The organism is Psychrobacillus sp. L4, from assembly GCF_042944905.1.
Taxonomy (GTDB): domain Bacteria; phylum Bacillota; class Bacilli; order Bacillales_A; family Planococcaceae; genus Psychrobacillus.
In genome coordinates this window covers 801,158-820,610 of sequence record NZ_CP168496.1, presented here as the reverse complement: position 1 = coordinate 820,610, position 19,453 = coordinate 801,158, and the positions used below count along the sequence as shown (strand labels likewise).

Below are 19,453 nucleotides of genomic sequence, written 5' to 3'. Positions count from 1 at the left end.
AGGAATAAATAGTAAGGAGGTTGATGTCTGATGGCAACTTCATCTTTTGACAAAGTATTCACTTTAGAAACAGAAGAAGCAGTGGAATCATTCGTTCGCATTGTGAACAATCCGAAAAAAAGTGTTGAAATTGATCGTTCAGTTACAGCTCCTGAAAAAGTAAAGCAGGGTGAAGAACGATTAAAACGAATGTTATCTCGCTAAAGAAACTGATAGAAATAAGTGGTGAGGAGCGGACTCATGAACTTATTTCTATTTTTTCTTGTCAGAAAGATCCCGATATTGAGGATTTTTTGAAAGATACAAATAGAGCCATTCAATTCGAAAAGCTTGGGAAGAGCCGCACATTCTTTATTTATCATGATGAAGATGCTGCAGCTGGATTTGAAATTCTAGGATACTATTCTCTTGCAATACGAGTATTCAATATTCCTACTGATGTCTCTAATCGTCAAAGATTAAAATTGGATGGTTTATATGCAAAGAAAGACAACGAAGTGATTACCGAAGTCCCATCTATCCTCATCGGACAATTCGGAAAGAATGATACATATGCAGATATTTTTGCAGGTTTTGAATTGATGAATTATTGTTTGAGTACTATTTTTGATGGACAAGAAAAATTAGGTGGTCGACTTCTAACACTTGAGTGTAAAGATGTACCTTCTCTTATTAAGTTTTATGGACAATTCGCATTCTCAAAGCTAACTGGTAATTCTGTTGGGGCCAATGGATTAATTCAAATGATTCGTATTTTACAAGAGCATGAATTAGTAAAATCACCTGCTCCAGATAGCATTGACCTCTTCTTATAATGAAGAAGTTTACTACAATAATAGTAAAGCATCTAAAAAATACAAAGAAGTGATACCAACATCTACTTTGGATGCTGGTATCACTTCTTTGTATTTTTTGTTCCTCTGTTAGAAACAAACATGAAAATTTCTTACATAGTACCTTTTTTCAAATATAAAAAAGAAATAGCCAGCAGACAAATTCTACCATTTCTTAGCTGACTATTTATTATATGATCATTATTAAGAGCATGCGAATGTGACACATGTAAAATATTTTACAGCTACTTAAAAGAGATATAGAGCCACTAGTGATTACAAGGCTAACTTCTCTCTTTTTAAATCGCGGCGAATTGTAAGAATATTGATGAATTTTTCTACTCCAAGACGGCATCACTTACTGAAACAAAATTGCATATACTATTACATCCTTCCTGTAAGGAGGTAATAGAATGCTTAAAAACAAAGAAATAAAAAATTTCCTAATAAAAGCCATCATATTGATCGCCGAAACATTTCTCAGATTAATTACAGCATAATTTGAAATAACCAATTCCTAATTAATAGGGTTGGTTATGAGTTAACATAAGTAAACTATTAATATATCCATTTTAAATCATCCTTTTCTTAGTTTAGTAATAACCAATCAATCTTTATTGATTGGTAACGGACATAATATAATTAATTATAAATAAATACTTACATAAGTACGAACGAATAAGCAGCAATTGATTTTAATGTTTCATTGATACAGTAGGGTTTCCGTACATTAATCAACTTTTAAAATATTTGAATTTAAAACAACGTTTGTTGCTTATATTTAAACTCTGTAGCTACAGGATTAATCCAAAGTACATCTTGTCTTTTTGCTCCAGCTTCTACCGCTACGTTTAAAGTTTCTTTTCGCCAATGTCTTAACCTACCGTCATATACTTGCTGTGCAAATCCCGATAAAAGAACAGGTCCTGGATGAGCTTCTAATACATCTAACAATTCGATATGGTTCTCAATTGTTATTTTATGTTTGTAATGACGCATCGTTCGCGTTTCGGTATATTTAACGCTTACTTTTAAGAAATCAACTTTTCTGTCAACCTTTGAATTGTAGTGGGTAATTAGAATTTTATAGAATCTTTTCTAACACAGCGATGCATTTTTAGAGTAAATTGTAGTAAATTGTCAGAATAGTGTAGAATTGTTTCTAACACAGGGACGCGTCACTAAAAATACACCTCACGAAGATACCATCAGAATCGTAGATAAATATTGTAGGATCAGATCAGTAGTATTTACCGCTCACTAGATCGATTATTACCTTGATCAAAGACCATTCCAGTCACTTGCATAGTGTTTAACAAAGTAACTAAATAATAAACGAATCCCCACCTGATTTACTGGTGGGGATTATTTGAAGCTTACATTTCGAGCTTACCTATTTAAAGGAAATTGTAGTCAATTGTCAGAATAGTGTAGAATTGTTTCTAACACAGGGACGCGTCAATTTTTCTGTAGATATACTTATGAATTGTAGTGAATTGTCTAGAATAGTTTCTAACACAGGGACGCGTTTTTATAGTTTTTACTTCATGAATTCAGTAAACTTCACATGTTTACCTGTATATTGATCTGAGTTCCTGTTTGTTAGCCAAAACTCTAAAGCATTCGAATTCCCTGACTCGCTTACTTTTTCAATCTTATAAATGTACTCTGTGTTCTCTTCGTCATATGGAGCAATTGCCCCTTCAATCGTTCTACAATCTCCCCCTACAATATAATCTGCTTTCTTCGTATTATCTTGTTCTATAGTAGAGTTAATAAAATCTATTCCACACTTTGGTTCAACTCCGATTCTATAAATAAATGGGTTACAAATTGCGTAATAAGTAGCACCAATAAGATGGCGATGTAAATGCTGAGAAGCGATTGCTTGAACATTTACATCCAATGGAATAACAGCTTCTAACTCCTTCGTCTGCCGATGAAGCACTCTTAACCTTCTAATATGAACGTCATCATCTGTTCTTAAAAAAATATATTTTTGACTAGACATAGATACCTGTTGCAAGTCCGCTTCATTAAGAACTTTATCTAAACATGTTAAATACAAGTATCCAATTGAAGTCAATTCTTTAGTACCAGCAAAGTTGCCTCGACTATCATAAAAATGTTCACTTTTCATAATACTTTCTTTAGCGATAGCAGTCGTATGGTGATATAAACTAATGTAAGGTTCAAAGTTCTCTTTAAAGTACCCTGTTCCTGTTGCGTATTCACTTAACATCTTAGGGGCATGAATTTCACACTTATAAAGCTCTGAATAATCATCATATCCCCTTACATAATCATTATTAGAAAACCTTAATTCTAATGTCTGTTTACTAGAAATATCAACTACAATTGAACAATGGATGTTATCGTTGTCTGTAATTGCTAATCGACAGCCGAAAAAAGATAGAGGCTGTATCCATTTAAAACTATTTTCTTCATCCTCTTCCAAGAATATTAGATCTGGAACAATTAGAGATTCACCAATTGTGTGAATCAACTTACACTTCACATACCCTTTAAATATATGGGAACGTTCATTACTTCCACCAAGTTCGCTGAAATATACATGGCTACTGCCCTTAGCATATCTATTAATCATCTTATTACTGTTCAAGATAACCCCTTCTCTCTTAAGCCATTCATAATAATTACCACCCGTTTATTTTCACCATTTTCAATCAAGTACAAGAAATAAAGTCTATTTTATTAATAGAATGGAATCCTTATAAAACAAAAATAGTGTAGAATTGTTTCTAACACAGAGACGCTTTTTATGATCAATGATTTATTCCCATTTCATCTTCATTTCTAATCCTTGAGGCTGACAATAAACTACCGCTTGCATCAATTTTAAAGAATTTAATAGTAAAGAGAGTCTTATCATAACTGTCCAAATAACTTTCTTCCTTCCTATAATCTTCCTCCTCTAGACAAACTAATACTAAGATCCCACGGGTACACTCCTCTGCATGTAAGTACGTAGGTAATTGAAACTTAAAACCTTTTTCCACGCCGGTATGTGAACTTAATTTCACTTCTGTAAGAAGTTTATAATGACTTCCATATGAAAATTTAAAATCTACAGTACCTCTTCCTGTATCGCTCTCACTACTAATATCTATTGGGTATTGATGAAAGAACATCTTCGCTGTAATTAAAATTAATGATTGAACCCCCTTTTCATCCAAAGTTCCATTCTTATTTTTAATCACTCTATTTCCACTATTGTGAGCAATTAAAAACTTCAATTTTTCAAAAAATTTCTCGATCATAACATAAAAACTTTGAACATTCTCTATTTCCCAGGGGTTATCTTGTTTGACTGACAATTCCCTCTCACTTTTTAAACTTTTATATTCTTCAAAAATATTTCTTGGAATTAGTTCTTCGTATTCATCTAAGTTAATCGCAAAGAAATTTGTTACCAACTCAGGTTGTGTTTTATACATTTTAATAAAACGATCTAAATCCAAAAAATCTACATCCTCGAAGAATAAATCGATTAAGTCAATCGGTCGAATAATTCTACTTAGGAAATATTTCTCATCGATGTCTAACTGATCACTGCTATTGATCTTCACCTCGTAGTTTTCGAAAAAAAATTCCGGTTCAGTAACGACTTCGTCAACATATGTGATGATATGATATATTATATATTCATCCAACGGACGTAAATTATGGTCGTAGTAATCAATAACATAACTTTCAATCCGTTTTAAGTGGGTCTCGGCTGCTTCCTTTGTCATTTCCATGGTATCGTCTGGAAATCCATATGTATAAATATCTTCGTATTCTGCGTCTCTACCTAATTCAATAAAGTAAACTATTACATCATTAAGCATTTCATGCATTAATCTTCTAAAATCATTAGAACCATCCGAAAATATATTTAGCAAGTATCTTACCCTCTTTCACTACCAGTGTTTTTATTTGTAGAATTTTTTCTAACACGGGGACACTCGTTCATTCTCTCGCTCAAATCGAAATGCTGTTATGTAAAAGGAAATTTTCTCATACTGAGTCCATACCTCCTCCTCGGACATTTGAAATTTCTTGCTTGCCATTTTTTTCACTATTTCATCCAGTGCTTCCAAATCATATTTAGGAACATCTTCCTCAGAAGAGAAGTAAGCACCCTTTGTAATATGATCATATGCTTTTCTTACATAGCGGTAAATTTCCCCTCCCGGAATGCTGTCAATTAATTGTTCTGTTTCCTCATCAAAAATTGGAACTACCATTTTATAAAACCCCTTCCTCAACATTCTACTTATAGTCATATTGTACCAAAGCTCTTTAATATAAAATAGTCTGAATATAACATTATTTAAAATGCAAAGTAACGCCAACCTATTAGTCAGGTCGGCGTTACTTGGTACTTACTCATCTTAAATAATGAATTGTAGTCTATTGTCAGAATAGTGTAGAATTGTTTCTAACACAGGGACGCGTCATTTAAGTCATCTGTAAATCACTCTTGAAAGTTACCAGCAAGTTAAAAATCCGTCTATTTCTCTATATTCCCTAATGATTTTAACCATTGATGAATCTGTTCTGCAAGTTACCGGCAAGTTAAATTAGAACCATTTCCACGAAGTATTCAGAGATTTAAAGTCATCTGTAAATCACTCTTGAAAGTTACCAGCAAGTTAAAAATCCGTCTATTTCTCTATATTCCCTAATGATTTTAACCATTGATGAATCTGTTCTGCAAGTTACCGGCAAGTTAAATTAGAACCATTTCCCAGAAATATTCAGAGATTAAACTTTTCTTGATTAACTGCATACATTTGGGTTTTAGGCCCAAAATGGAATATACTTCATATACCTTGGAGCTGTAGTTGGATCAAGGGGTTTGAGTTTTTGAGCATCTACAGCATCTCTAATTATTCTAGATGCTGTAGAACTATTTTTATCATCTAATCCAAAACGATGACGAAGGCTTGCATTAGTCATATATTCCTTAGTCACATACTTTAAACAGGCATGTAAATAACAAGCATGGATTTTTTCTTGTCGCTCCATTTCATTAAATGGCTTGTAACTATACAATGTTACTCGAGTATGACCCTCAGTAACTTCAATAACAGGAGCAGGCAACTGATAATATTCCGTTTGAGAAACTACCTTGTCTATCCCACTTCCACGTTCCTCGCATATACCGATTCTGCGCATAAAAGAAGCCAAAGACTCATTTCTTGATCTTGGTGGGCTATCTAAGAATCTTTCTGTTTTTACAAGCGGAACACCCGGATTAGTTATCTCCATTCGATCTGAAAATATTTCAATCATTGGACCAGTACCTCTTAAAGTGAAGTCTTGATGTATAATAGCATTTGCAACCAATTCACGAACTGAAAGTTCTGGGTACATAGGTACCTCTTTTCTTAATGCTTTCCCAATAACTTCATTTCTAGGTAAGAGGTTATTTATGAATCCAATTAACCCCTCGAATCCAGAAGCATAGCCCTTTCCCCCTTCTTGTTCTCGAATTGTTTCAATTCTATCCTTACCCCTGTAGATAATTACTCTAACTGATTTTCGTTTTAAGCTAGGGAATTTAGAAAGTTCTTTTGAAAGTAAAATTGCTCCTAGATTAGTAATATCATATCCAGAAGCCGAATTTTTTATTATTATTCTATCTTCAACAAGTCTCTCTAAAATCAGTTTTCTATTTTCGGGCAAAGGAATATCCTATAATTCAAAATAAGAAGGATAATCTAGGTAGCTAAGTACATTACTTTCTGCTACATTATCTAATAAAATCGTCTCTTCAAATGGAGTGTGATCAAAAACACGCCATAATTCACGCTCTTGTTCTGGATACTCTTTTAAGTTTTTTTATAAGATCCAATGCGTATATACTCTTGCCCTTGAAACTGAACTGGTTTAGTTGAAGCTCTTTCGATTTCTAATATAACTACATGCCCATTTTCAGTCTCAAGTTCATAGAATCTAAACATAATACGAGGTGACAAAAGTCTTAAAAGCCAACTCTCAAGTTCTTCATTCCCCTTTTTCACCTCACTTGGACGAAAACTTGTACCTATGATATTGTGAGTTTCGTCCTCTATACCCCATAATAAATAAGCATCTTTTTTCCCCTCTAATGCAGCTTTATTACTTAGTGCAGAGATATACTCGCCGATCATTTCTGGTTGAGCATTATTATGCTTAAACTCCACCCATCCTGTTTCTTTCGAAAGTCTTCTCAATTCAGTAAGCAAACTTCTAAGAAAACCTACATCTCGAGACATGTCAATACCTCCTTAATATAATGAATTTTATTTTTCTGAAATATTGCATCGAAACCGGTCATGAATTTGTTTTTAAATACTAATTTTAAGTTAACCTGAATTATTCACCGCAATCTAAAATTTTTAGAATTTCAAGAGATTAATAACTTTAAGGTAAATTTGTATTGAGATAGTAGCCTATATCGAGAAGACCTGAAACGAGCATTGGGAGAAAACCGATTTTTAGACATACTACTCCCTTGGTGCGAGTTCGAATTTTTAAAAAGGGCTATTTAAATGAATTCTAGCTGCTGAACCCTGGCCAGAACGTCCCAAAAGAAGTGCTCATAGACAAAACTGGAGGAGATTTTGACATATAAGGAGCGTCCGGATTTCACCAGTTTACTCGCTACTTTCACCAAACGTATGCGAATCGTTTGTATTTGAATGCCTTTGCTGGAAGGTGGAAAACTCAGAGTGCGTAGCCAGTTCGTGAAGTTATACGCAAGTAGACTTAACATCATGCGTGCTTCATTGACTAGGAAATCATGGCTCTTCATCTGATCAAAACCAAAGCCATCTTTCGCTTCCTTGATGAAGTTTTCCATCGTGCCACGCTGTTTGTATGACTGTACAATCGCTTGTGGTGAAAAGGTTTCGCCAGTATTTGTCACAAAAAAAGCATGCGAAAAGAACAGTTCACCTGCTGGGCGAGTGGACTGAATGATTATACGACGAGGCTTCGACCAAGACGATGCTTGATAAATAGACTCTTCGACGTAGCTTTCTCTTACGGACACATCACGAATTTCGTGAGCTGGATGCAGTTCTTCCGCCAGTGCTTTTAACTTGGCGTTCGCTTTTAAACGAATGATATAGTACACCGATTCTTTTTCGCATAATTCATATAGATCAGGCACCGCAAAGCCACTATCTCCACGGACAAGAGAAGACGTTTCCGGAAAAACTTCGTTATAGTGTTGGATGAGTGGACGCATAAAATCAACTACACCATTGGAAGTATACACGTTTCCCGGACGCAATTGTGCTTTTAAGAAATCACCTGTTAGTCCGTCAAACGCAACAAGTGGATGAAAACCCATTGTGCGATAATGGGCGTTGTAGGATGAACTTTCTTGGTTTCCGTATGTGTCGGCATGGGTGGAATCTAAGTCGAAAATGAGTGCCTTCGATTGACGCGCGTGATGAACCCGGTCAAGCAACTCCTGATTCGCCACTTGAAGCTGGTCTAATGATTGCGTGTCAAAGCGCTTGAAAAACCGAGATAACGACGGTTGAGAAGCCAGTGCAGCTGTACCAAGAACTTGTGTGAAAATCGGATCGTGTGTCAATCGGTCCGCTGCGTCGTCCTCCTGATAGCCAGCGGTGAGCTGATAGATTTTTTGACGAAGAAGTTGTTCGTTTTCATGTATACAATACGTACGTTCATCTTTTAACTGAAGATGTTTAGCAATGGTTTGTGAGAAGCCTAATTTCTCATCAAATTCCCGGTAAATCAATTCGCCGGTGTCTGAGGAGAGTGCGCCTCCATCGTTGGATAATTTAATAGAACGGTTGAAATGTAAGGTGTTTTGCGATAAAGTAGACATCATAAGAATCCTTTCTTTTGGTTGTTTCTTGGTCGTAATAACCTTAGCAGAAATGGATTCTTTTTTCATCATTTAAGTGAAAAATAGAATCCCACTGAAAAGCCGACTAGTCAGGTTTTCAGTGGGATTTTGTATTAGTTGGTGAATAATCTAGGGTTAAGAATAATCTTTTTATAAAATTCGATAAATACATTAAACTTTCCTCTTTATTTTTACATTTATATAGGAATTATTATATAAAAAGTAGTCAAGGAAAGCTAAAAATTTTTGCCAAGTCACCATTGCCTATAATGATTATCTTATCATTAAAACGGTAAGTTGTCAGAGCATAGCACGATTTATACCAGATCAGAAGCGTGTGAGATTATTTTGACTTAAAAAGAGGATAGTTGTGCAATTGCTTAAAGGAGCATATACCTGGGAAGATCTTAAGAATAGAATCATTGGTAATTTTGAACAATATGAATTCAAAATGAAAAACATGATTCATTTGGTAAGGGTTGTTACATATATAAGCGCCAAATAATCCCTTATCCTGAATTTTGGATAAGGGTGTATTTGACGCTTACTTTAAGGAATCAACTTCTGTATCAACCTTTGAATTGTAGTGGGTAATCAGAATGTTATAGAATCTTTTCTACAACAGCGATGCTTTTTTAAAGCGAATTGTAGTCTATTGTCAGAATAGTTTAGAATTGTTTCTAACAGGGACGCGTCTTTAAGCCCTTACCTCGCGATAAGTACCTTGCGCTTCTCTAGTGGTTAGTTGATGTGTACCCCCACAGTGGACTTTCACCACCTAGATAGTCGCCATGCCTGGCGCACTAAAAAAAAGCACCTCGTATGAGATGCTACAACAGTTCGACCCTTTATCTTTGATTATAAGTAGTCGTTTGTTTAAGTGTGTAACCCATTAATGTTTTTTCTATGATATGAGATTCATATAACTTGTCAATACCATTAATAATGTCGTCTTTTGGAAATCTATTTGCTTTATCTTCTGACCAACGGTTAAACTCATCTACAATTTCTGCTTGTGTTAATTCTACTTTTTCTTTTAATAAATACGTAATTGTGGATAGACATTCTAATTCATGATTTGTTTTAAACTTGTTTACGAACTCTGCTGCTTTTTCAATGAAAGGTTGTAAGGTTGAAAGCCTTGTCTCTACTTGATCACTAACGATTTTATTATGCAGAATACCGTAAGCCTCATCTGTATCCTTAACTCCATGATATTTTTGGAATTCTTTGATGCTACGACTGACGATGGAAATCGAGTTGTCGTATGGTCCATATTTATGTCTTGTAAAATTGAAGTAGTGTTGGCCTGAAAAGATATCCATATAGAAAGCTGTCTTTTGAAGTCGCAACGTATCAAATTTATTCAAGTGATGTTTGATATCCATTAAAACGAGTGCAGATAAACTCAACTTGGGTTCGGCTTTAGGTTGCGACACATAATTTTGAGACGGTTCAAAAATATAAATTTGAACCACTTCATTCACATCAGCTAGCTTCTTTTCAATTAGATTTTTCACTTCACTCCATATTAGACCACCATTTCCACTTCCTAAAGGTGGTATCGCTATCGTTTTGATATCAAGCAGCTTAATTAATTTGACAAGCTCATCCAATCCTTTTTCTACATACTCCATCTTGGACTTGGCTCTCCACTTGTTTTTCGTTGGGAAGTTAATAATTATTTTACCGTCTTCTCTAAAATAATGTAACTTTCCGATTTGTAGTTCCCTAGTTTTACACGCCTTGACATAATCTTTGTTATTGTTAGGAAACTGTAGTTTGAACTGATAGGCAATTCCCTTACCCATATAACCTTCACAGTTCACAGTATTCACCAAAGCATCTGCGGACGATTTCAATAAATCACCAGTAGTATAAATAATCACGTTTACACCTCACTTTCTTTAACAGTTTTTTTCTATAGCCATCTACCAATATCCACAAACGGTGGTGTTTTGCTTATTCCACTTGACTGCAATCTCTCCTTAACGTCCGCCCTTGTTTCCTCATTTTTTACATAAATACAATGAAAAAGCTTGGCTGGGACAATTAAAGGCGTTAAACACTCAGCCATTTTTACATTCTTTGTATAGCGATCTTCCGTACCTAGTGTATGCATCGTAACCCAGTCGATGGCATTAAGGCCCTCTTCATAGTCATATAATCGAAATTCTTCGTTCGTGAGTGGGTGTCTTGGTAGCACTTTGAAATTATTATCTTTGGCTAGCTCTCTTCTAATACAAATATATATAAATTCTTCATCCACATATGTGTTTTTTACGGCAACATCAAATGAAGAGTATGGATGAAAGTGAAATGGAGTATATTCATCTAAACCGAGTTCTGTTCGCTTGGAAATAATTTCTTGATCTGCAATATCAAAAAATTTAACATCATTATCCTTAACCAATTTTCTTGAAACTAAACCGTGTTCAAGTATGGAATCTAAATTTGATAATCTGGTTAAATGGTACAGTAACCTACCCTCTTTTATATTCCCTATCGCCATGATTAAATACCACCTTAGTATAATACTGCGTCAACAGCAAGCAAGTATCTATTGTACTATTATTATATCATAAGATGGATTTATCACTTCGGCTTTTGCACTCTCAATCTATAGAATCAATATCCCCCGACCCTCATAAACACACTCTCTATTCTCATTCCGACTCGCTGTTCTAATGCCAATATCAGCGCCACTGCACCATCAATTCGCTCTGTACTTTTCTCTTTATCCGGTTTAATGTTGCCCGCCAGATCTGTTTCAACAAAGATATTATCCATCACCATCTTAAAACTGGATTTCCACCATGAACAGTTCTTTTCTCGAGAGTGATCTTCATCAATTCTATAGAAGTCCTATTTCCTGATAACTTTCATCGGCTCCAAATAACGAAATAACATCTTGATTTTATCTTCTTTTTTAAATTTTTCCATAAAAAAATACCCCGTAAATGTTAGTCTGTGTCTTACATTTACGAGGCAGTACATATTCTTGCTGCTTATCCTTTTTTAAATCATGTATACTAGATAATATATAATAGTGAGTTGTATCCTATTGTCAGAATAGTGTATAAACTTTTTCAGCACAGGCACGCGTCACTTTAAGTTGTTTCATCGGAAAATTTTGCCGATATAGGGAAGCTCCAAAATATCTTTAATAAATGGTCGAATTTAGGTAAGGGAAATAACCCCAATATTAAAAGAGGCAACCGAATGTTTTCAATTTCGGCTGCCTTCTCCTTTTATACAACAAGAATTCTAGATAATATATAATAGTTAATTGTCAGAATAGTGTAGAATTGTTTCTAACGTTTTAGATCAAAAAACAGTTGTGTATTTGCCTCTTGTACCTGAAATCTACCATCCTTATAAACTAATTTGAAATTTAGTGATGTTGGTATGTTCACATTAAGTGATTTCATAGTTTGCTTTACAAAATCTATATTGCTCCTAACCATATCTTCTAAACTACGAATTTCTTTGATTTGATGTTGATAATGCCTAACATCATTCATAGAATCACCGGATGCAGTTATTCCCATGCCTGTTGGAATTAGAGGGAATTTTTTGCCGTTTGCGTCCATCAACTCTAACATTACTGTTATTCCTGCTTTTCTTAATTCTAAGTGCTGATCTTCTGTATATTCTGGATGAAGGCCCTGGAAACCATCAATTTTCATAATATAGGGTTGTATTAATTCCGGCCAATTGGAATACATAATTTGTAAAACTTCTTTTTTAGTCCAGTCCTGATGTTGAAAAATATTAATCAAATACACATTTTCCCCTTTAAAATACAAAAATAACAAAGGACCTGTCCGCTTAATATACTTGTTGCTATTCTCAAATTTTTCTCCCAAATGAAGATGTAAAACGCTCCAGTCATTAAACATTAAATCACTTTTTAATTTTTCTACATCTTTGCTCAGATACGGGGATATATCACCGCCATTCTTAAGAATTTCCTCTAAGTTACTTAAACCTTTTTGATATTCTTCTGGGCAGTTAAATTCATTAGATTTAAAAATGTTATAGGGTTTTTGAAGCCCTCTTTTTCTACGATAGCTGAAATATTTAATAATTAAACTATCCTTAGGTAGTGATTTCTTAAATCGCAAACCCTCTTCTTCCATCTCTTTAATCATTTCATTTTGCCAATCCGTTACAAAATCCATTGTAATATCAGTCAAAGGTTATCCCTCCTAGACAACTTATTAAAAGTTAATAGTTTATTTGGCAAACTGTAACAGTTCAATTGCTGCTTTAAAGCACCGGTCGGAATCGTTTGATTCAAGCTCTGAATAAAGGATATTTAGAGCTTTTTCTATAGCTGCATTATCTACCGTTATTTTTTGATTGGAGTTAATCGGCCCAATTGATGGTATATCATCCAACTCAGCATCCTCTAACGGATATTTAAACTTGGTCACAGCACTGCGATTACGAAGAAGTTCCTGTATTTTAGGGTTCAGGTCGTCCCTCTTTGCAACTTTTATCAGTTCAAATGCTCTTTGATGGGCCATTCCCTCCTCATTGTCATAACGCTTTTCATATTGATATGGCCCTACCTTCACAATATAAACATAATCCTGATGTCCATTGAATAACACAAAATCACCTTCCTGCATCGTATTAACGAAAGCCCACACATTTCCGAGATCATTCCCTAAGCTACGAGCATTTTTGTACGTATAGCGTTTCTCAAGTCTCTGTCGAATTTCTTCTTTCTCAATCCCAGTAAGGTCACCAATCCCCGGCCAACCAATAGCAATAAACTTTCCATGTACGAATTCATTAAGTCTTTCCTTATTATGCGGCTTTGTTTTAATCTGAAAAATATTCATTATTAATCCCTCCACTTCGTCACGAACAGTCACGAATCTTAACGATTGTATAATTATCATATACGTCACTTTTAAAATTGTCAAACTCTTCAACAAAAAAATTTCAGTCTATGATATGTACTATAACTAATCACTTCTTTCCTCTACTAATTCCTCGTTTCATTTTTTCAATTTCAGTCCATAAAACATAAAAAAATGGCTCACCTCCCTAATGGAGTTGAGCCTAATTTGTTATCTTTCTAGTTATTTTTTGATCTTCTTGCAACTAATAAATTTGGGTTGATACAACCAAAGTGTACTTTCAGCCCACCATTGATGGAAAGGATGGTGATTAGAATTATGTATATTTAATGTTTGATCATTTAAAATAAATTCTTTAACAGCGGACCCCTTATCAAAACAACTCTTCGGTAGATGCAATGCACCATATTCTTGACTAAGTTTTTCAAAATCAATAAATGTATTAACTCCTGAATCATTTGTACGGCCATACTTTGATAACAAATAATGATTAGATTAGTATACTAGATAATATTCAATAGTGAATTGTAGTCTATTATCAGAATAGTGTAGAATTGTTTCTAACACAGTGGTCGACCCCCTTATAATGGACACATAGAGTGTTATAATTGTGTAAATACAACCATCTGAGAGGGGCATGATCATGAACATTCGTAAGAAAACAAAAAAACGTCAACTCACATATGAACAAAAGTTATTTGCAGTAAATGAAGTACGTCTGAATAAACGTAACAGGCAAGATGTCGCGGACGAACTGGAAATTCATATTAATTCATTGACAGGGTGGCTGAAACTTTACAGAGAACATGGTGAAGATGCACTTCTCTCACACTATGAGAAATCAGATTTGATTGAACACACTGCAGAACTAAATAGATTAAGAGATATAGAAAAGAAGTACAAGGAGCAATTGATACAAAATGAAATCTTAAAAAAGTTCCAGGCCTTTCTCAAGGAGAACGAAAAAAGAAGTGCTTCGAAGCCATTACGGCCTTGAGAAAGGATTATCCAGTAACTACACTTTGTAAAACATTAAAAGTATCAACCAGTGGATATTACAACTATATGGCACAACCTCAAAAGTCTCTTTCTGAGCGGGATCAAATCGATATTACGGTCATCCAAAGCTTATATGATTTTACTGGTGGCACCATTGGCGTGAAAAGAATTGCTGGTGAACTGAAAGCTAACCACGATCATGTAATTAATCACAAGCGTGTACAGCGATTAATGAATGAGATGAATATTAAATCTAAAATTCGAGTTAAGAAGTACTTCCAATCTAAGAAAGATGCACAATCTGACTGGGTATATCCAAACCTTCTTAATAGAGATTTTGATGCTTCGCTGCCCAATCGTAAATGGGTTACCGATCTATCTGAGATTACAGTGGAAGAAGATAAATTTTACGTTTCTGCAATCATGGATCTTTGTAATCGAGAAATTATTGCATTTGAAATGAGCGATAGTCCAACTGCAAACCTGGTAGAAACTACTGTTAAACAAGCAATGAAAACTAGAAAGTTGCCCGACTTAACAAACGTCATCATTCACTCTGATCAAGGAAGTGTCTATAAGTCTTTTAAGTATAAAAATCTTGCCAAGAAACTTCACTTTTCACCAAGTATGTCTCGGAAGGCAAACTGCTGGGATAACGCTGTAATTGAGAGCTTTTTTTCGCAATTAAAGACAGAATTCCCGCACTTGTATGCGACAGATAATGCCAAACAGGTAAAGAAAGATTTACTCTTATACATTGCATATTTTAACCAAAACCGTGGTCAAAAAAGACTGGGTTATTTAAGTCCAACTGCTTATTTAAAGTTAAAACATTCAGCTAGCTAATGCACAATTCTACACTGTCCATAAAATAGGGGCTAGACTACAGGGACGGGTCACTAGCGTTGCAAGAGTTACAAATATATTTATATAATCAATATATTTACAGCAATTTCGGATACAAAAAAATAAAAAAGAGAACAGGTTTCCAAGAGTAAATCAGTTCCCTTTTTTTTACTATTTAGTTCGATCTTGCTGTTTCTTTTTTTCTAATGCTTTTTTCTTCTTTTCTTTTTTGACAAAATGTTCTCTTGTGATTGGACTGACAATGGCAAAATCTTCTCCGTATTGGATTGTTTTAGGTTTTGGTATCGGGACTTTCTGACGCCCTTTGCTCTTTCTAAGTTTCCGATTGAAGTGCTGTAAAAGTTCCTTCATTTTGTTCAGTTTGAACTCCTGTATCGTACTAAAAAATGTCCAAAGCGTTTTCGTTGGTTGGTAGGTAAGCCGCATAATTTCCGTTAACGCAACCGTTATTAAGGCGATAAACATTTGGTTCCAGATACCAATAGGAGATTCGCTGAACAAATGGTTTACCTTGACGTGCTGTTTGAGCCACTTGAAGAAAAGCTCCACATACCAACGATTTTTATAGGCTTCTAAAATCTCGTCCTCGGACAAATCGAGACGATTTGTAATCAAATGAAATACAGTTCCTTTATCGTCTATAAATTCGATATAGCGGAGAGGCTCCTCACGGGTTAGTATGGATACCTTTTCATTTTTCCTAACGCTCGGATTTGTAGGCGTATAGGATCGTAATGTTTCCATTCGAAAAGTCTTTCTTACTCGAACAAGAAAATGGATATTTCTTTGTAGCCAACCACCCATTTTTGTTTTGTGGGCATATCCTCGATCCATTACATATAATGCACCATCCGCATCGATGATGTGATTTACCGCATCAGAATCCGCCACATTTCCAGTGGATGGAATCATCTTTTCTGGAAAAACACTGTCGGACGAAGCGACGGCTATACGGACATGTAATTTTATTCCGCAGGAATCTTTAGAAATTGCGGTCCAATTCGCAGCGTTATTTGGCAGCTTGATATAGGTACCATCAATGATTCGAAGGAGGCCTACATTGGCATTCAACCCTTTAGCATCCCTTTTTAACCGCCAATAATGTGCAGCCAAACGTCCTAGAAGGTCTGCTAAATGGACCGTATTCAGATTCGCTAATCGTCTCCCAATTGTCGAGTGACTGATCGATTCTACTCCGAGTTCTTCTAAAAACTTGGGTTTTGAATAAAGACCGGTTTCAATTTTCCTTTGACTATCCCACTTACAGAGGTTTGCCAGAATAAATATTTTTACCAAAGAAAAGTCCGTGAGTTTCTTTGCATCATAGTTCATAAGTGGACAAGCTAAAACATTGGTAGGTAAATTAGATAAATATTGACGAAAGACTAAATCTTTGTGTACACTTTTCATGGTTGAACTCCTTTTGATTGTGTAGGGAACTGATTTAGTTGTCGTTTCCTTACCTACATTAGGAGTTTTTTTGTGTTTATTCAAGTATTATTTCAAAAATTTATTTTAAATTTATTCTATTTTTTACTGATTTTTGAAACTATGCAACGCTAGTGGGGACGGGTCATTTAATTGGTGACCTGTGACAACTATTCTCTAGTATACTGATTAAGTTAATAATGACCAAAATATCGTGATACTTTTCTGGGTAGCTTGTTTCTAACACAGGGATGCGTCACTCTGGTACCCTTTATAATTCACGTGTATTTCTCGTATGAGTATGATAAACTAGACATATACTAAAAAAGACTGAACGTCTGAGAAACGTTCAGTCAAGGCAACTAACATACCGCTTGAAGAGCGGTTGACCAAGTTGTAAAGAATGTTTATCTAAAAAGTAACCACCCATCTACTTGGTCAGCGGAGGGGGTTACTTTTTTCTATTGGTGTATAAAGCAATCATGGCAACAACTGCTGTTGCTGTTGTTACTAGGAATATACCAAACTGAAATAGCATATTCATTGCTTCGTATGTCACCATATATAAACACCCCCTTTCTCAAGGGAGTGTCCACCGCCCATCCGCTTTATGTAGCTGCTCCTATAAGTTTACCATTTTCAGAAACATTAATCGACAGATAGCGATACCAAATCTAGCTTTCTCAAACCAGGTTGATTCGGAATCTTTTTGAATTTATGTCGGACACGGAGTGCAAAGGACATAATTTCAGGTACCAGGTTCTGAAACAATTCCGAATTGTGTTTGAACCTCGTACCCTATCAATCACTATTAAATAGTGAATTGTAGTCTATTGTCAAAATTCTGTAGAATTGTTTCTAACACAGGGACGCGTCACTAAACGGCTATGAACTTTCTCAGTATTGGTTGGGTACTAAATTGAGTTGGTTAGATGCTGCTCCTAAAGGAATAATGAACCATCTTTTAAATTACTTGGATTGGGTGATTGAAAAAGGATTAAAGTTAACTTCAAGATAAATATGGGAAGAGATTTTGAGTATGCTACAAATGTTAATTTATATATGCATACTTCCGCACAATTAATGTGCATTCAATTTGATTCCTACTTAAGTTCACCTATTGGTTACTCGTTTTCGATTGTGCAGTAATTTCCATTTAGCTGTTTACTAAGGTATTTTTCAATCCAATTTTACTAACTATAAATAAACCTCTCCATCTGTTCAATAGACAGCAGGAGAGATCTTGTTTGATGAACCTTTGGATTGCAAATAATTGTCAGAATTGTGTAGAATTGTTTCTGACACAGGGACGCGTCACTGTATGCTAACGCTAAATCACGCCCACCTGTTCTTCAAGTAGGCGTGATTTCGTGCTTGTCTATTTAAAGTGAATTGTAGTTAATTGTCAGAATAGTGTAGAATTGTTTCTAACACAGGGACGCGTTTTTCAAAAACTGCTGAAAGCTATGCAGGTTCTCTTAAATGGGAAACTTCATATGACTATAGAGTATCAAAGTATTCCAGTAATCCTGTTAGTCAGATTGATATGAAGCTGTACAATAATACCAAAAGTGCCATCAATGCTGCAAAAGCTAATTCATATGTATTGCTTTATAGCGATCTTGTAGAGAGATTAAATGTCTTAGATGATATATTTCTTAGAACCCAGGCATATATTGACGCTATAAATTCTGGGGAGAAATTGTTGGTACAGTCTCAAAATTATCAATCTTTGAATAAGCATGATGCAAATAGCGAAAAAACAAAAAAAGCGTATAATGAGTTAATAAAACTTTCCCAAAAAACAAATACGATGATTTACCGAGTGTATGGTAAAAGTACACGTGAAGCAATGTTGGACAAGTTTAGTGTAAAATGAAAATGTCCCTGTGTTCTGAATTATTCAGAATACAGGGCATTTCAATTTCTAAAATAAATTACATATTGGCAAAAAGCTTACTAGAGCTCGCTCTGCTTCTTCTAATGCAGTTCTGTCTCCTACCAATTGCTTTTTTGAATGCTTGTCAATCCTTCATATGCTGCACGTGCCTCTTTTACATCTACTGTTGTTGGAAGTTCTCCGATTAAAAATAATTGCAGTTAATTCTCAGAGTAGTATAGAATTGCTTCTGACACAGCGACGCGTTTTTAACCCAAACTGATGTGTATTTTTAGTTTAGGCATGGTAAAATGGGCAAATAATATAATAAATAGACTGAGTGCGTAAACACCCAGTCTATGCACCTGACATACCGCATGAAGTGCGGTTGACCAGTGGTAAACAAAAAAGGTGTTACAAAGGAGTAACCACTCTGCTTACTTGGGCGTTAGCGGAAGGTGGTTACTTTTTTCTATTGGTGTATAGAGCAATCATCGCTACGACAGTTGTTGCTGCTGTTGCGAGGAACATTCCGAATTGGAATAACATGTTCATTGCTTCATAAGTCACCATATATAAACACCCCCTTTCTCAAGGGAGTGCCAACCGCTATATGTAGCTACTTCTGCTTTTTCCTTTACTAGAACATGAATACTATTATTATTCATAGTGAATTGTAGTCTATTGTCAGAATAGT

At 35.0% G+C, this 19,453-nt stretch carries 19 protein-coding genes and 1 pseudogene; 5 read left to right on the top strand and 15 right to left on the bottom strand.

Annotated features, from left to right (window positions below):
* Positions 1–30: 30 nt before the first annotated feature.
* Together ACEPXG_RS03925 and ACEPXG_RS03920 are read left to right on the top strand one after the other, a co-directional pair.
* The gene (locus ACEPXG_RS03925; protein WP_391207713.1) at positions 31–204 is read left to right on the top strand and encodes a hypothetical protein; all 174 of its coding nucleotides are present in this window, start codon (positions 31–33) and stop codon (positions 202–204) included.
* 89 nt (positions 205–293) lie between these two features.
* Positions 294–815 carry a hypothetical protein gene (locus tag ACEPXG_RS03920; protein WP_391207711.1) on the top strand — a complete coding sequence of 174 codons (522 nt, stop codon included), beginning with the start codon at positions 294–296 and terminating at the stop codon, positions 813–815.
* 774 nt (positions 816–1,589) lie between these two features.
* Here the strand turns inward: ACEPXG_RS03920 and ACEPXG_RS03915 are convergent.
* The 12 genes and pseudogenes from ACEPXG_RS03915 to ACEPXG_RS03860 all read right to left on the bottom strand — a co-directional run bounded on the left by ACEPXG_RS03915 (position 1,590) and on the right by ACEPXG_RS03860 (position 13,562).
* The gene (locus ACEPXG_RS03915) at positions 1,590–1,787 is read right to left on the bottom strand and encodes a hypothetical protein (protein ID WP_391207709.1); all 198 of its coding nucleotides are present in this window, start codon (positions 1,785–1,787) and stop codon (positions 1,590–1,592) included.
* A gap of 586 nt (positions 1,788–2,373) precedes the next feature.
* Positions 2,374–3,456, bottom strand: a complete 1,083-nt coding sequence (locus tag ACEPXG_RS03910; RefSeq protein ID WP_391207707.1) for a hypothetical protein — start codon at positions 3,454–3,456, stop codon at positions 2,374–2,376.
* Between the two features lie 163 nt (positions 3,457–3,619).
* Entirely contained in the window at positions 3,620–4,738 is a 1,119-nt protein-coding gene (locus ACEPXG_RS03905) for a hypothetical protein (RefSeq protein WP_391207705.1), read from the bottom strand.
* A gap of 48 nt (positions 4,739–4,786) precedes the next feature.
* Complete coding sequence (locus ACEPXG_RS03900) at positions 4,787–5,083, bottom strand: hypothetical protein (RefSeq protein ID WP_391207703.1); 297 nt, start codon at positions 5,081–5,083, stop codon at positions 4,787–4,789.
* 556 nt (positions 5,084–5,639) lie between these two features.
* The gene (locus ACEPXG_RS03895) at positions 5,640–6,527 is read right to left on the bottom strand and encodes an ATP-binding protein (RefSeq protein ID WP_391207701.1); all 888 of its coding nucleotides are present in this window, start codon (positions 6,525–6,527) and stop codon (positions 5,640–5,642) included.
* A 146-nt stretch (positions 6,528–6,673) separates the two neighbouring features.
* Complete coding sequence (locus ACEPXG_RS03890) at positions 6,674–7,099, bottom strand: helix-turn-helix domain-containing protein (RefSeq protein WP_391207699.1); 426 nt, start codon at positions 7,097–7,099, stop codon at positions 6,674–6,676.
* Positions 7,100–7,371: 272 nt separating this feature from the next.
* A complete protein-coding gene (locus tag ACEPXG_RS03885; RefSeq protein ID WP_391209767.1) occupies positions 7,372–8,688 on the bottom strand; it encodes an IS1380 family transposase in 1,317 nt (438 codons plus the stop codon).
* Positions 8,689–9,557: 869 nt separating this feature from the next.
* On the bottom strand, positions 9,558–10,598 hold the full coding sequence (locus tag ACEPXG_RS03880) for a macro domain-containing protein (RefSeq protein WP_391207697.1): 1,041 nt from the start codon (positions 10,596–10,598) through the stop codon (positions 9,558–9,560).
* Positions 10,599–10,630: 32 nt separating this feature from the next.
* Positions 10,631–11,221 (bottom strand): DarT ssDNA thymidine ADP-ribosyltransferase family protein, encoded by a 591-nt coding sequence (locus ACEPXG_RS03875; protein ID WP_391207696.1) that lies wholly within the window; start codon positions 11,219–11,221, stop codon positions 10,631–10,633.
* 108 nt (positions 11,222–11,329) lie between these two features.
* Positions 11,330–11,564, bottom strand: a pseudogene (locus tag ACEPXG_RS03870) (terminase TerL endonuclease subunit); the annotation flags it as partial.
* 459 nt (positions 11,565–12,023) lie between these two features.
* Positions 12,024–12,908 carry a hypothetical protein gene (locus tag ACEPXG_RS03865; protein ID WP_391207694.1) on the bottom strand — a complete coding sequence of 295 codons (885 nt, stop codon included), beginning with the start codon at positions 12,906–12,908 and terminating at the stop codon, positions 12,024–12,026.
* Between the two features lie 39 nt (positions 12,909–12,947).
* Complete coding sequence (locus ACEPXG_RS03860; RefSeq protein ID WP_391207691.1) at positions 12,948–13,562, bottom strand: hypothetical protein; 615 nt, start codon at positions 13,560–13,562, stop codon at positions 12,948–12,950.
* A 664-nt stretch (positions 13,563–14,226) separates the two neighbouring features.
* On the opposite strand from ACEPXG_RS03860, the gene ACEPXG_RS03855 reads away from it, so the two are divergent.
* Both ACEPXG_RS03855 and ACEPXG_RS03850 read left to right on the top strand, forming a co-directional pair.
* On the top strand, positions 14,227–14,580 hold the full coding sequence (locus tag ACEPXG_RS03855; RefSeq protein ID WP_391207689.1) for a transposase: 354 nt from the start codon (positions 14,227–14,229) through the stop codon (positions 14,578–14,580).
* Positions 14,568–15,428 carry an IS3 family transposase gene (locus ACEPXG_RS03850; protein ID WP_391209765.1) on the top strand — a complete coding sequence of 287 codons (861 nt, stop codon included), beginning with the start codon at positions 14,568–14,570 and terminating at the stop codon, positions 15,426–15,428. Before ACEPXG_RS03855 ends, ACEPXG_RS03850 begins: the two co-directional genes overlap by 13 nt.
* Positions 15,429–15,599: 171 nt before the next feature.
* Here the strand turns inward: ACEPXG_RS03850 and ACEPXG_RS03845 are convergent, their stop codons facing one another.
* Positions 15,600–16,859 carry an IS4 family transposase gene (locus ACEPXG_RS03845; RefSeq protein WP_391202886.1) on the bottom strand — a complete coding sequence of 420 codons (1,260 nt, stop codon included), beginning with the start codon at positions 16,857–16,859 and terminating at the stop codon, positions 15,600–15,602.
* A gap of 469 nt (positions 16,860–17,328) precedes the next feature.
* Positions 17,329–17,439 carry a putative holin-like toxin gene (locus ACEPXG_RS03840; RefSeq protein WP_391207687.1) on the bottom strand — a complete coding sequence of 37 codons (111 nt, stop codon included), beginning with the start codon at positions 17,437–17,439 and terminating at the stop codon, positions 17,329–17,331.
* Between the two features lie 858 nt (positions 17,440–18,297).
* Between ACEPXG_RS03840 and ACEPXG_RS03835 the strand changes: the two genes are divergently transcribed.
* Positions 18,298–18,756, top strand: coding sequence for a hypothetical protein (locus ACEPXG_RS03835; RefSeq protein ID WP_391209763.1), 459 nt, complete (start codon positions 18,298–18,300; stop codon positions 18,754–18,756).
* Between the two features lie 462 nt (positions 18,757–19,218).
* Here the strand turns inward: ACEPXG_RS03835 and ACEPXG_RS03830 are convergent, their stop codons facing one another.
* Positions 19,219–19,329, bottom strand: a complete 111-nt coding sequence (locus tag ACEPXG_RS03830) for a putative holin-like toxin (protein WP_391207685.1) — start codon at positions 19,327–19,329, stop codon at positions 19,219–19,221.
* Positions 19,330–19,453 lie beyond the last annotated feature (124 nt).

Bases quoted from the DNA above. Each gene is read 5' to 3' on its own strand.
- ACEPXG_RS03925 (WP_391207713.1), top strand. From the start codon at position 31: ATGGCAACTTCATCTTTTGACAAAGTATTCACTTTAGAAACAGAAGAA.
- ACEPXG_RS03860 (WP_391207691.1), bottom strand. From the start codon at position 13,562: ATGAATATTTTTCAGATTAAAACAAAGCCGCATAATAAGGAAAGACTT.
- ACEPXG_RS03875 (WP_391207696.1), bottom strand. From the start codon at position 11,221: ATGGCGATAGGGAATATAAAAGAGGGTAGGTTACTGTACCATTTAACC.
- ACEPXG_RS03890 (WP_391207699.1), bottom strand. From the start codon at position 7,099: ATGTCTCGAGATGTAGGTTTTCTTAGAAGTTTGCTTACTGAATTGAGA.
- ACEPXG_RS03885 (WP_391209767.1), bottom strand. From the start codon at position 8,688: ATGTCTACTTTATCGCAAAACACCTTACATTTCAACCGTTCTATTAAA.
- ACEPXG_RS03845 (WP_391202886.1), bottom strand. From the start codon at position 16,859: ATGAAAAGTGTACACAAAGATTTAGTCTTTCGTCAATATTTATCTAAT.
- ACEPXG_RS03840 (WP_391207687.1), bottom strand. From the start codon at position 17,439: ATGGTGACATACGAAGCAATGAATATGCTATTTCAGTTTGGTATATTC.
- ACEPXG_RS03830 (WP_391207685.1), bottom strand. From the start codon at position 19,329: ATGGTGACTTATGAAGCAATGAACATGTTATTCCAATTCGGAATGTTC.
- ACEPXG_RS03855 (WP_391207689.1), top strand. From the start codon at position 14,227: ATGAACATTCGTAAGAAAACAAAAAAACGTCAACTCACATATGAACAA.
- ACEPXG_RS03900 (WP_391207703.1), bottom strand. From the start codon at position 5,083: ATGGTAGTTCCAATTTTTGATGAGGAAACAGAACAATTAATTGACAGC.